Origin of the sequence: Brevundimonas sp. TWP3-1-2b1 (assembly GCF_049896165.1) — a bacterium.
Taxonomy (GTDB): domain Bacteria; phylum Pseudomonadota; class Alphaproteobacteria; order Caulobacterales; family Caulobacteraceae; genus Brevundimonas; species Brevundimonas subvibrioides_B.
Map to the genome: position 1 here is coordinate 15,048 of NZ_JAFCTT010000002.1, position 11,799 is coordinate 26,846.

At 68.0% G+C, this 11,799-nt stretch carries 15 protein-coding genes; 9 read left to right on the forward strand and 6 right to left on the reverse strand.

Annotation, left to right across the window (positions count from 1 at the left end; genetic code table 11):
• The first annotated feature begins 253 nt into the window (after positions 1-253).
• The 5 genes from ACP7AB_RS01790 to ACP7AB_RS01810 all read left to right on the forward strand — a co-directional run bounded on the left by ACP7AB_RS01790 (position 254) and on the right by ACP7AB_RS01810 (position 3,678).
• Positions 254-1,111 (forward strand): thymidylate synthase, encoded by an 858-nt coding sequence (locus ACP7AB_RS01790; protein WP_425987612.1) that lies wholly within the window; start codon positions 254-256, stop codon positions 1,109-1,111.
• Positions 1,108-1,422: a phosphoribosyl-ATP pyrophosphohydrolase gene (locus ACP7AB_RS01795; protein WP_425987183.1), complete on the forward strand. Its 315-nt coding sequence runs from the start codon at positions 1,108-1,110 to the stop codon at positions 1,420-1,422. The genes ACP7AB_RS01790 and ACP7AB_RS01795 overlap by 4 nt, the downstream gene beginning before the upstream one ends.
• 75 nt (positions 1,423-1,497) lie before the next feature.
• Positions 1,498-2,166 (forward strand): aquaporin, encoded by a 669-nt coding sequence (locus ACP7AB_RS01800; protein ID WP_425987184.1) that lies wholly within the window; start codon positions 1,498-1,500, stop codon positions 2,164-2,166.
• Positions 2,167-2,205: 39 nt separating this feature from the next.
• Entirely contained in the window at positions 2,206-2,733 is a 528-nt protein-coding gene (locus ACP7AB_RS01805) for a dihydrofolate reductase (protein WP_425987185.1), read from the forward strand.
• Positions 2,734-3,357: 624 nt separating this feature from the next.
• Positions 3,358-3,678: a YbjQ family protein gene (locus ACP7AB_RS01810; RefSeq protein ID WP_303695630.1), complete on the forward strand. Its 321-nt coding sequence runs from the start codon at positions 3,358-3,360 to the stop codon at positions 3,676-3,678.
• Here ACP7AB_RS01810 and ACP7AB_RS01815 read toward each other — a convergent pair.
• From ACP7AB_RS01815 to ACP7AB_RS01825, 3 genes are all read right to left on the reverse strand, one after another.
• Positions 3,645-4,409 (reverse strand): sterol desaturase family protein, encoded by a 765-nt coding sequence (locus ACP7AB_RS01815; RefSeq protein ID WP_425987187.1) that lies wholly within the window; start codon positions 4,407-4,409, stop codon positions 3,645-3,647. The genes ACP7AB_RS01810 and ACP7AB_RS01815 overlap by 34 nt on opposite strands.
• Positions 4,410-4,450: 41 nt before the next feature.
• Positions 4,451-5,548, reverse strand: a complete 1,098-nt coding sequence (locus ACP7AB_RS01820) for an NADH:flavin oxidoreductase (protein ID WP_425987188.1) — start codon at positions 5,546-5,548, stop codon at positions 4,451-4,453.
• A gap of 64 nt (positions 5,549-5,612) precedes the next feature.
• Positions 5,613-6,662 carry an Mrp/NBP35 family ATP-binding protein gene (locus ACP7AB_RS01825; protein WP_425987190.1) on the reverse strand — a complete coding sequence of 350 codons (1,050 nt, stop codon included), beginning with the start codon at positions 6,660-6,662 and terminating at the stop codon, positions 5,613-5,615.
• Positions 6,663-6,732: 70 nt separating this feature from the next.
• Between ACP7AB_RS01825 and miaA the strand changes: the two genes are divergently transcribed.
• Positions 6,733-7,602: a tRNA (adenosine(37)-N6)-dimethylallyltransferase MiaA gene (gene miaA, locus ACP7AB_RS01830; protein ID WP_425987191.1), complete on the forward strand. Its 870-nt coding sequence runs from the start codon at positions 6,733-6,735 to the stop codon at positions 7,600-7,602.
• 27 nt (positions 7,603-7,629) lie between these two features.
• Here the strand turns inward: miaA and ACP7AB_RS01835 are convergent, their stop codons facing one another.
• A complete protein-coding gene (locus ACP7AB_RS01835) occupies positions 7,630-9,102 on the reverse strand; it encodes a TonB family protein (RefSeq protein WP_425987192.1) in 1,473 nt (490 codons plus the stop codon).
• Positions 9,089-9,490: a BlaI/MecI/CopY family transcriptional regulator gene (locus ACP7AB_RS01840; RefSeq protein ID WP_425987193.1), complete on the reverse strand. Its 402-nt coding sequence runs from the start codon at positions 9,488-9,490 to the stop codon at positions 9,089-9,091. Before ACP7AB_RS01840 ends, ACP7AB_RS01835 begins: the two co-directional genes overlap by 14 nt.
• 359 nt (positions 9,491-9,849) lie before the next feature.
• Here ACP7AB_RS01840 and ACP7AB_RS01845 point away from each other — a divergent pair, with 359 nt between their 5' ends.
• The 3 genes from ACP7AB_RS01845 to ACP7AB_RS01855 all read left to right on the forward strand — a co-directional run bounded on the left by ACP7AB_RS01845 (position 9,850) and on the right by ACP7AB_RS01855 (position 11,490).
• Positions 9,850-10,308, forward strand: a complete 459-nt coding sequence (locus ACP7AB_RS01845; RefSeq protein WP_425987194.1) for a hypothetical protein — start codon at positions 9,850-9,852, stop codon at positions 10,306-10,308.
• 113 nt (positions 10,309-10,421) lie between these two features.
• Complete coding sequence (locus ACP7AB_RS01850; RefSeq protein WP_425987195.1) at positions 10,422-11,057, forward strand: hypothetical protein; 636 nt, start codon at positions 10,422-10,424, stop codon at positions 11,055-11,057.
• A 103-nt stretch (positions 11,058-11,160) separates the two neighbouring features.
• Positions 11,161-11,490: a hypothetical protein gene (locus tag ACP7AB_RS01855; RefSeq protein WP_425987196.1), complete on the forward strand. Its 330-nt coding sequence runs from the start codon at positions 11,161-11,163 to the stop codon at positions 11,488-11,490.
• Here the strand turns inward: ACP7AB_RS01855 and ACP7AB_RS01860 are convergent.
• Complete coding sequence (locus tag ACP7AB_RS01860; protein ID WP_425987197.1) at positions 11,435-11,758, reverse strand: hypothetical protein; 324 nt, start codon at positions 11,756-11,758, stop codon at positions 11,435-11,437. The genes ACP7AB_RS01855 and ACP7AB_RS01860 overlap by 56 nt on opposite strands.
• Positions 11,759-11,799: the final 41 nt, after the last annotated feature.

Consider the following 11,799-nt stretch of genomic DNA (forward strand, 5'->3'; position numbering starts at 1 on the left):
CCCTATCTCATTCAAATCATGAGAGTCATTGGACTGGGCACGCATAGAGACAGGGGTTGGCGAGTGCACTCCACCGGCGGGGCATAGCGGCGCCCTGACCGTCGAGGTCCGGGAGAGTTGATCTGGCTGCCGCTTTTCATGCCGGAACCCTGCCACGCGGGTGCGCCAGATCCGGTCGCAGGCGAGGCCAATTTCCTGTGAGCAACCGAATCGCGCCGATGTGACGACAGCGAATCACCGGCACACTGTGGCGATGAACGCCGTGGCCCAGATCAGTGACCTCCAGGACCGTATCGGCGCCGCGCCGGCCGATCATCCGGAATTCCAGTACCTCAACCTGTTGCGCGACATTCTCGACAACGGGGTGCGTCGCGACGACCGCACCGGCACGGGCACCCTGGGCGTGTTCGGCCGCCAGATGCGGTTCGACCTGTCGAAGGGCTTCCCCCTTCTGACCACCAAAAAGCTGCACCTGCGCTCCATCATCGTCGAGCTTCTGTGGTTCCTGCGCGGCGAGACCAACACCCGCTGGCTGAAGGAGAACGGCTGTTCGATCTGGGACGAGTGGGCCGACGAGAACGGCGAACTGGGTCCCGTCTATGGAAAGCAGTGGCGCTCCTGGGCCGCCCCGAACGGCGAGTCGATCGACCAGATCGCCCGTTTGATCGAGGGGCTGAAGACCAACCCCAACAGCCGCCGTCACATCGTCTCGGCCTGGAACCCGGCCGATATCGAGGACATGGCCCTGCCTCCCTGTCACTGCCTGTTCCAGTTCTTCGTCGCCGACGGAAAGCTGAGCTGCCAGCTGTACCAGCGCTCGGCCGACGTCTTCCTGGGCGTGCCGTTCAACATCGCCTCCTATGCGCTGCTGACGATGATGGTCGCCAAGCTCACGGGGCTGGAGCCCGGCGACTTCGTCCACACCCTCGGCGACGCCCACCTGTATTCAAACCACCTGGAACAGGCCGAGCTCCAGCTGACCCGCCAGCCGCTGGTCCTGCCGACGATGACCATCGCGCCCAAGCGCGACCTGTTCGCCTTCGAACCGTCGGACTTCGTCCTGTCGGGCTATGAAGCGCATCCGCACATCAAGGCGGCCGTCGCCGTATGATCCTCTCCGAACTGTCGGAGAAGGTCGCCCGCATCTCCGACATCTACGCCGCCGAGCACGGCATCGACCGCTCCGGCGACTGGGCGATCCTGAAGCTGCAGGAAGAACTCGGCGAACTGACCGCCGAGCACCTGCGGATCAGCGGCCGCGCGCGCGGCGAACCGAGCGAGCAGGCGCTGGGCGACGAGGCGGCCGATGTCCTGGGCATGCTTCTGATCTACTGCGACCGCGCCGGAATCGATCTGGAGCAGGCGATGCAGCGTAAATGGCTGCACTGGCTCAAGCCGGAAACCAACGTTCAACCAGCCTAGCGTCGCCATAAGACTCGGCGCAGCCTTCCGGCTCGATCCGCGCTCAAGCGGACGGGGCAAACGGGAGGGTTCGCCATGGTGAAGCGTTTTTCGGCCGAGCTTGTCGGCACGATGGTGCTGGTTCTGTTCGGGTGCGGGGCGGCGGTTCTGGGGCCGGCGCCGTTCGACCAGCTGGCGGTGTCGCTGGCCTTCGGGTTCGCCATTGTCGCGATGGCCTATGGCATCGGCCCGGTCTCGGGCTGTCACGTCAACCCGGCGGTGAGCCTGGCCGCCTTCGTCGCCGGGCGAATGTCGGCGAAGGACATGCTGGTCTACTGGGTCGCCCAGTTCATCGGCGCCCTCATCGGGGCCTTCCTGCTGTCGCTGATCGCCAAGACCGGCATGGCCAACCTGGGTCAGAACGGCTGGGGGCCGGGCTATCTCGGGGAGTACGGGCTGCACGCGGCGGCCATCTTCGAGGTCGTGATGACGGCCATCTTCGTCGTTGTGATCCTGGGGGTCACCGGAGACAGGGGGCATGGACCGTTCGCGGGCGTGGCCATCGGCATCACCCTGGCGGTCATCCACATCGTCGGCATCCAGGTGACCGGCGTCTCGGTCAATCCGGCCCGCAGCTTCGGCCCCGCCGTCCTCGCGGGGGGCACGGCGATCAGCCAGCTGTGGCTGTTCATCGTCGCCCCGGCAGTGGGCGCGGTGCTGGGCGCCCTGCTGTTCCGGTTGAAAGTGCTGGACCCGGACGCCTGACACAGGTCAGTGGGCGGCTCTGCATCGACGGAGCCGCCCATGCCTATTCCTCACATCGCTCTCGTGGTGGCGCGCGCCCGGAACGGCGTCATCGGCAGGGACGGCGACCTGCCGTGGACTCTGCGCAGCGACCTGCAACGATTCAAGGCGATCACCACGGGCAAGCCCTGTATCATGGGCCGGGCGACTTGGGAGAGCCTGCCGCTGCGCCCCCTGCCCGGCCGGCTGAACCTGATCCTGTCGCGCGACCTGTCCTACGAGGAATCCGGCAAGGCGAAGGGGGCGGTGGTCGTCTCCAGCTTCGCCGACGCCATCGATATCGCCCGCGAGACGGCCGAGGACGATGACATCGACGAGGTCTGCGTCATCGGCGGCACGGCCCTGTTCGAGACCGCCCTGCCGCGTGCGAAGCGACTCTACATCACCGAGGTGGACGCGGAGCCGCAGGGCGACGCGGTCTTCCCAGGCTTCGATGAAGCCGATTTCGTCGAGGTCTCGTCCGAGGCGCATCCCGCAGGCGAGAAGGACGACCATGCCTTTGTCTTCCGCGTGCTGGACCGCCGCTAGAGGATTCGGCGGTCAAGGGGAGTCAAAGGAGCGCGGACCTCCAGGTCCGCTCTTGTCGCCGCAGAAGAGCGGACCTGGAGGTCCGCGCTCCAAGGGCGTCGCAACTCACCCGTCGAACGCTCTGGCTCAGACTGGAAGCGGCCGGATGCGGAGAAACGACCGCCGGGAGCTGTCCCGACGGCCGCCTCAATGTCGGGGTCTAGGGGTTAACGCAGTCCATCTGCACTTCACAGATCCAGTAGCCTCCGCCGCCTGTGCCATTGGGGTTGTGATCTGTCGAGATCCAGACGCAATTATTCCAGCAAGGAGGGATGGGGTCCTGAGCGGAAGCGGGTAATGCTGCGAGGGTAGACGCCGCAATCATGGCGGCCAGAACAGCCTTCTTGAGCATGGTTTTCTCCTGGGGCGGGATATCCGCAAGAACAGTGGTATCCCGGTTTCGCGGAAATACAACCCAAACATTCTCAGTTAAACTTATCGTTGCGCCCCTTGACCGGGTGTCCCGGCCTTCCACGAAACCCACTTTCGCGAGCCCCTGAACGAACGCCATGATGCGGGCGAAAAGGACGACCATCCTTTCGTCTTTCACGTCCTCGAACGCCTCAGACCCCGGAGCCGCCCGCCATGATGACCTCCACCACCAACGAGATCTTCGGCCACAAGGTCGTGCGCCACATCGGCGTCGTGCGCGGTATCACCGTGCGCTCGCGCAACGCCATTTCGGACATGGTGGGGGGCGTCCAGTCGATGCTCGGCGGCCGCGTCGGGGCCTATGTGAAGCTGGCCGAGGTCGGGCGGCAGGAAGCCTTCGAGCATCTGGTCGAACACGCCAGGGCCGCCGGGGCGAACGCCATCCTGGCCATGCGCTACGACGCCACCGAGATCATGCCCGGCGTGACCGAAGTGCTGGCCTACGGCACGGCGGTCGTCGTCGAACCCGTCTGAGTCTTGTCCGCAGGCGGCATGGCGTCCGTCCCGCACCAGCGGTCCCAGACCCGGAAATAGAGCCCGAAATTCGTCTTCATATGCGTGTGATGCCGGCTGTGATGGGTCGCGGTGATCAACTGCGATCCGATCCGCCCGCGCACCCAGCGATCCGGCCACATCTCCCGGCCGCAGTGATTCATCACCGCCGTCGCCGTCATCACCGTCAGCATGACCGCCAGCATCCAGATGTTCAGCGGGACAATGAAGGCCAGAACCGGCAGCAGCCAGGCCGTCAGCGCGGCCTCCGCCGGATCGAAGGCGAAGCTGGCGAAGGGGCTGGGGTCGCGCGCCCGGTGATGCGCCGCATGGGCCCAGGCGAAGACCCGCTGGTCGTGCAGCATCCGGTGCGTCCAGTAGTAGTGGGCGTCCTGAACGATCAGCAGGAGCCCGAAACTGAGCGGCAGCCACCACAGGGGCCAGGCGGCGGGATCGAGATACAGTTTCGTCCCGCCCGCCTTCCACGCCTCGAGGGCGATGGCCGCGGGGAAGGCGTAGATCGGCGTCGACAACAGCGAGTAGCGGATCTCGTGCAGCATCAGCCTGCGCGACGGCCGCTCGCGGTTCAATCGGCGCCCGACGCCGTTCGCTCGCCCCCAGGTGATCCACCACACGCCGCCCGCGACCAGCAGATAGCGCGCACCGATGATCAGGCTCAGCCAGACTGTGGTGACGAGGATGGCGACGACCATGGATCCCCCTTACCCCTTCCTCCACCGTCGGGGGAGGACCATCAGTGCAGCACAGCCATATGGCTGCGGTCGAAATCGGTCAGTTCGGCCTGGCGGCCTTCGCGGACCTTCTGCACCCAGTCCGGATCGGCCAGCAGGGCGCGGCCCACGGCGATCAGGTCGAACTCCTCGCGTTCCATCCGCCCGATCAGACCGTCCAGCGACGCCGGTTTCGACCCGGCCCCGCCGAAGGCCGCGATGAACTCGCCGTCCAGACCGACCGAGCCGACGCTGATGGTGGGCTTTTGGGTGATCACCTTGGCCCAGCCGGCGAAATTCAGGTCCGATCCATCGAACTCCGGCTCCCAGAAGCGGCGCTGCGAACAGTGGAAGACGTCCACGCCCGCATCCGAAAGCGGCAGCAGCCACTCGGCCATCTCGTCAGGATTGGCGGCGATCTTCGCGTCGTAGTCCTGCAGCTTCCACTGCGACAGACGGATGATCAGAGGAATGTCCGGCCCCAGGCCTTCACGCACAGCCTTCACGACCTCGACCCCGAAGCGGGCGCGTTCGGCGATCGACGGACCCCCCCAGCGGTCGCCGCGGGCATTGAGACCCGACCAGTAGAACTGGTCGATCAGATAGCCGTGGGCCGAATGGATCTCGGCGGCGTCGAAGCCCAGCTCACGCGACGCCCGTGCCGACCGGCCGAAGGCGGCGATGGTGTCGGCGATGTCCTCCTCGGTCATCGGCTCGTATTTCTGCTTGCCGGGCGCGACAAGGCCGGACGGGCTGTCGACCTGGCCCAGCGGCTCCCAGTCCGCCGTTCGCCCGCGCGCGGCGCCGACGTGCCAGATCTGCGGCGCGATCAGGCCCCCGGCCGCATGGACCTCGTCCACCACCTTCTTCCATTCGGGCAGGGCCTCGCCGTGGAAGACCGGCACACTGGCGTCGTTGCGCGCGGCGGGACGCTCGACCACCGTGCCCTCGGTGATGATCAGCCCGACCTCGCCCTCGGCCCGGCGACGGTAGTAGGCCGCGACATCCGGGGTCGGGATGCCGCCCGGTGAGAAGGATCGCGTCATCGGCGCCATGACGATGCGGTTCGGCAGCGTCAGCCCCTTGATCGTGAAGGGCCGGAACAGGGTGTCGACGCTCATCGGAAGTCTCGCGGGAGGATTCAGGAACCACCAAGGTGGCCGTTTCCGTTGCGTTTGAAAACCCTCAGAGGTCGAGTTTTTGCACGACCCTGGCCGCCATCGCGTCGAACCGATCCGCAACCTGCCCGGACGTGAGAGGCGCGCCTGCATCCCCCGCCTCCCGCAGCGAGGCATCCAGCGGCAGGTGGCCGAGGAAGTCGACGCCCAGCCGTCCGGCCTCCGCCTCGGCGCCGCCGCGCCCGAACACGTCGCCGCTCATGTTCTCGATCAGGCCCAGGGTCGGAACATTCACCCGCTGGAACAGGGTGTGGGCCCGCCGCGCGTCGGCGAGGGCCACCTCCTGCGGCGTCGAGACGATCACCGCGCCGTCCAGCGGCGTCTTCTGGATCACGGTCAGTTGCACGTCACCCGTGCCCGGCGGCAGGTCGACGACCAGCACGTCCAGCGGCTCGGCTTCCGTGCCCCAGCGCGTCTGGGTCAACATCTGGGTGATCGCCTGGGACGCCATCGGCCCGCGCCAGATCATGGCGTCGGTCCTCTGGGTGAGCAGGCCCACCGACATGGCCTTCAGTCCGTGCGCCGTGTGCGGCACGATCGCCCCGTCCTCATAGGCCGGCTGGCCCGACAGCCCCAGCATGGTCGGCAACGACGGCCCGTAGACGTCGGCGTCGAGGATGCCGACGCTCAGGCCGCGCCGCGCCAGGGCCGTCGCGAGGTTGACCGCGACAGTGGACTTGCCCACCCCGCCCTTGCCGCTGGCCACGGCCAACACGCGCCGCACATGGGCCGGGCGATCGGTCGGCACGGGCGCCCTGGCGCGCGTCTGGTCGACGGCGGCGGGCGACAGGGAGGCCTTCCTGCCGACCGGGGCCAGCTCCGACGTCAGCACCACCGACACCCGCGCCATTCCCGGCATGGCCTTCAGCGCCGCCTCGGCCGCATCTCGCACCGGGGCCCAGGCAGCGGTCCGGTTGGCGGGGACCTCGATCACGAAGCCGGCGCGATCCTCGGCCACCGTCAGCCCTTTCGGCACCCCGGCGTCGATCAGTCCCCGGCCCGTGTCAGGATCGAGGATGGCGTTGAGCACGGCTTCGACGGAGGCGCGGTCGATCAAGGGGATCTGTCCCGGTTGCGAGGGAAGGATGCGCGTTCTATCGCCATCCCCTGTCCCGCGCGAGCATCCGTTGCCCCATCCGCCCATTACATTGATCGCCGGACCGACCGCCTCGGGCAAGTCGCGCCTCGCCCTGGAGCGCGCCCGGGCGAGCGGCGCCGCCATCGTCAACGCCGACAGCCAGCAGCTCTATGCCGACCTGCGCGTGCTGACGGCCCGACCGTCGAGCGACGAGGAACGGCAGGCGCCGCATCATCTCTATGGGACCGTCGATGCGGCGGAGGCCTGGTCCGTCGGCCGCTGGACCCGCGCGGTCCTGCCCCTGATCGACACGCTACGCAGCCAGGGTCACCCGATCCTCATCGTCGGCGGCACGGGGCTGTATTTCACCGCCCTGACAAAGGGACTGGCCGACATCCCCGAGGTGCCGACCGAAGCCCGCGACGAGGCCATGGCCCTGTATGACACCGAGGGCGAGGCCGCCTTTCGCCTGCGACTGATCCCCCTCGATCCACCCGCCGAGGCAGCCATCGAGAGCGGCGACCGTCAGCGTCTGACCCGCGCCTTCGCCGTGGCCCGGTCGACCGGCCGGTCGCTGTCGGACTGGCAGGCCGGGACGACGCCCCTGTTGCAACCCGGAACCTATGACCGGCTGGTCCTCGAGCCGGAGCGGGAGACCCTCTACGCTGGCTGCGACGCCCGGGTTCTGGCGATGATGCAGGACGGCGCCGTCGAGGAGATCCGCGCCCTGATCGCCCGCGACCTCGACCCGGCCCTGCCCGCCATGAAGGCCGTGGGGGTTCGGGAGATCGCCGCATGGCTGGCGGGCGAAACCACCCGCGCCGATGCGGTGGCGGCCCTGCAGCAGGCCACCCGCAACTACGCGAAACGCCAGCTGACCTGGTTCAGAAACCAGTGCCGGGATTGGGCGAGGGCCTGACAGCGGGCGCCGCCAGGCCCTGTCAGTCTATTCGGCTTGGCGCGTGAAGCGGATGGTGAACCGGACCGTGCCGCCGACCGCGACGCCCTCGAGGCTCCGGGGCGACAGGCGAGCGTCGGCAGCGGCTGCGACTGCGGCGGCGCCGTATCCCGCGCCGACGGGCGTTTCATTGAGGATCGAGCAGCCCGAGACGCGGCCGTCGGCCTGCACGTTGCAGGACAGGTCGGCGCTGCCGCTGAGCGAACCCTGTTCGAACGCCGCCGCCGGGTAGGATAACGGCATCGGATGACGGGTCCAGCCCGGGTTGGTGATCATCTGGGCCTGAGGCTGAGCGGCCGGGATCGCGACGGGTCGCGGGGCCGGTTCCGCCTTCGGCGCGGGCGCGGCGATCGCTCGCGAAGCGACGGACGGCACGGCTCGCGTCGCGGAGACGACCGCCCGAGGCGCGGGAAGCGCACGGCTCACGGTCATGACCGGTGCAGGTTGCGGGGCGACCACGGCCTCCCTCTGGGCCGCGAGGGCGAACGAGCTCGTACCGGCGACCGCTGCTACGGCGACGCCCAAACCGAGGACAGCCAGGCGCTGGCGAACGCCCGAGGTCGGGACCGGGGACAGGATGGCTTTCAGGCGACGCATGACGAGTATCCTTCTGCTGCTGGTGAATGTGAGTGCGGGTGCGTCATCGCCCTTGGGCGAGGCGCGAAGCGCGTCGAGGAGAGAGCGGGCGTAGAGCTTGCGGGCATCGTCCCCGGCGTGAGCGAGGGCCGCAGCGTCGCAGGCCTCCTCCCGCGCGGCGGAGCGATGGTCGCGAATGATCCGGAGGAGCGGGTTGCAGGCCAGAACCGTGAGGAGCACCTCCTCGATCCACAACGCGCGATGATCGCCGCGCTTGAGATGCGCCAGTTCGTGGGCGCAGACGGCGCCCAGGGCTTGCGGATCCGTCGCTTCGAGAAGGCTGGCCGGCAAGACGAGAACGGGCCTGAGCAGTCCGGCGATCAGCGCCTCGCCTCCGGCCGCGCGCACCCGGACTTCCGGCGTCGGCGCGCCGAGGCGCCGGGCCGTGGCTTCAACGATCTGTCGGACGGCAGGCGAGACCTCGCCCGAAGCACCGATCAGGCGATGCAGGCGCAGGCTGCGCCTCGCCAGCCAGATCATCCTGATGAGAGCCAGCAAACCGGCCAGGATGAGGACGCCGAACACCAGCGGTTCGCCGATGGAGCCCCTGGAGGCGGCCCGCTGGACGATGATCTCGATCACGGCGGGGCCGGTTGCCGGACCTCCGAGCCCGACGGAGCTCGCAACGGTCGGCGGCGGCAGGAGCAGCGCAGCCCCGACGAGGACGATCGGCAAGGCCGGGAGATAGAGCGCCAGAGCCCAGGCGGTCTCGCGCAGGACCGGGTCCGGCGCGCCGGCCTCGAACAGCCGCACCAGCCCATAGGCCGCGCCGGCCAGAACCAGCGACAGCCCCAGCGACAGGGCAAGAAGTTCAGCCGTTCCCATCGCCCGCCTCCACCTTGAGCGGCGCGTTCAGCAGCGCCTCCAGTTCGGCGATGTCCGCATCATTCAGAAGCTGGCTGCCGGTGAAGGCGGCCGCCGGCAGCGCCTCGTCCATGTCGAGCAGGGCCGAGAACCGGCGCATCAATCCGGTCAGGACCTCCACCTTCGGCCGAGTCTGGGAATAGACGGCCACGCCATGCACATCGCGCCGCGAGACCAGGGCCTTGGTCCGCATCCGCTCCAGGACGGTGCGGGTGGTGGACGGCGTCCAGTCCATCCGGGCCGAGATCCGGTCATGCACCTCGCGCGACGACAGATCGCCATCGCGCCAGAAGCATTTCAGGACTTCCAGTTCGGCGTCCGTGGGGGTCGGTGTTTCGGTCGGCGACATGTCGGCTCCGCATTTGTAACGCAACCGCTACAATTGTCGTGAACGCACGTCAACCGTCACTGACTCGCCTCCCGTCGGCGAGACGACGACCTGCGCCAATCCGGCTCTTCGGTGCATGAAGACCGTCGGGGCGAGGTGAACTCTCGGCCTGGCTGGCCGGCGAGCCGACGCGCGCGGAGGCGGAGGCCACCCTCCCTCCCGGCATTCCGGGCGCAGGGCAGTGAAAGTCAGAACCCGACGCCCTGCCGGATCGGCGGGCGGATCGGCATTGGGGATAACGGCGTTTTCGCATTGCCTGGCCCCGGCTCTCGGCTAGGCTGACGTCGAACCCGCTGTGGGTCTCGAAAGGGATGTGACGGATGCGGACCCTGATCTTCGGCGCGGCCTTGCTGGTGGCGGCCTGCTCTCAAGAGGCGACTGCCCCGGCCCCGGACGCTGCCGCTCCTGCAGCGGTCACAGCACCGGCGACGGGCACACCGGCACTGGCGGGCGCCTATACGTTCTTCGGTGACAATCTGACGGCGGCGTCCTGCAGCCTCGTGCTTGAGGGGCGGGCCATCGAGGGGGCTCCGGGCTTCTTCGGTGTAACCCTCGGCGCAGCTCTGGTGACCGCCGGTGTGGCCGGCGAGGTTCCCTGCGAGGAGGCCTATCCCTTCCTCGCCGTCCTGACGGGCTGGGAAGAACTGGAAGGCGGCGGCATCCGGCTGATCGGGGCCGAGGGGTCCGTGTTCGGCGATTTTCGCCTGACCGACGGCGCCTACAGCGGCGTGATCGCCTATGACGGCAAGACCTATGGCCTCGCACCGGAGACGGTCTGAAGCGATCCCGGATGATCCGTCCTGAGGGTCACACCCGGGCGCGGCTGACGATTGCAGCCGCGATGAGGCTCGACTAGCGTCACAGCAAGAGAGTCAGCAGGGACGGACCGGGCATGCGGGACAGGCTTTTCATCATCGGGCTGGCGGCCCTTGTTCTGGCGGCCTGTCAGGCCCCGGCCGGGGAAACGCAGACGGCGCCCTCCTCGGCGCCGGCCACGGCCGGGTTCTCTGCACCCCGGACGGTCGGAACCCATATGGTGACCGGCGTGCTGCATGGCTTCGAGGACGCCGGCTATCCGATGTTCGCCATGGAGGTCGGTGCGGCCGGAGGGGCGGCCGGCGATGAGGCCAATCTGCAGGTGCTGACGCTCGACCCGGACGCCGGTGGACCCGTGGCCCCGGCCGCGATCCAGCCCCTGGTCGGCCAGGCCGTCACGGTCCGCTATTCGGTCACCGCCGGAACCCAGATGACCGACATCCTGCTCAACGGAGCCTCGGTGCTCCTGCCCGTCGAGGGCGGGCCTGGCCCGGTGGCCGGGACCCGCACGATCGAGGGCGTTCTGAGCGGCGCCGAAGGCGAGAGCGGCGACCTGCCCTCGGCCCTGACCGTCACTGCGAGCGACGGAACCGCGGTGACCTTCGACGCCTTCATCGAGCCGGGGATGGCCCGCGCCAACGGCCGGACCGTCACCCTGCAGTATGTGGACGACGTGAACGTCGAACTGGTTTCGATCACCCGTGCCGGCTAGTTTTTGTGGCGGCGAAGCGCCTGTCCCGCGCCTTCGCCGTGGCCCGGTCCACCGGCCGGTCGCTGTCGGACTGACAGGCGGTACGACGCCACGCGCCGATGCGGTGGCCGCCCTGCAGCAGGCCGCCCGCAACTACGCGAAAAGCCAGCTGACCTGGTTCAGGAACCCGTGCCCGGACAGGGCAAGGGTCCAGGCTGACATCAGACGAACCAAACATAGGCTTCGGGTGGGGAGCTGTCATCCGCGCAACCGCAAAAGTCAGTCCGGGTCGCATCGAAGTAGAGCCAGCCACGAAAACGGCGGCCCCCTCTCAGGAGCCGCCGCATCATTCAGCGTGAGTAGGAATTTGGCTCCTGTTCCTCGTCGCCGTCTTCGCTTTAGTCTTCGTCCTCGACTTCGAAGTCGCCGCCTTCGCAAAGGTCGACGCCCATGACTTCTTCGGTGTCGCCATCTTCGTAGGTGGCCTGGACGTCCTGAACGCAGTCATCGCCGACCTCGAAGGTCACTTCGACGCCTTCGCCCGGGGCGATTTCTTCGTCGAGCAGGTTGTCACCGAAATCATCGGAAGACTCGCCTGAGATGGCCAGGCCGACAATGGCCACTTCGCCGTCGTTGGTTACGGTCATCGTGGCCTGCGCCATTGCGCTGGTGCCAAACATGAGAACGACGGCCGAGGCCGCCACGAAAAGATTGGTCTTCATAAGTGCAGTCCCCCAAGGCCGACGGGATGCCGGCGTAGTTA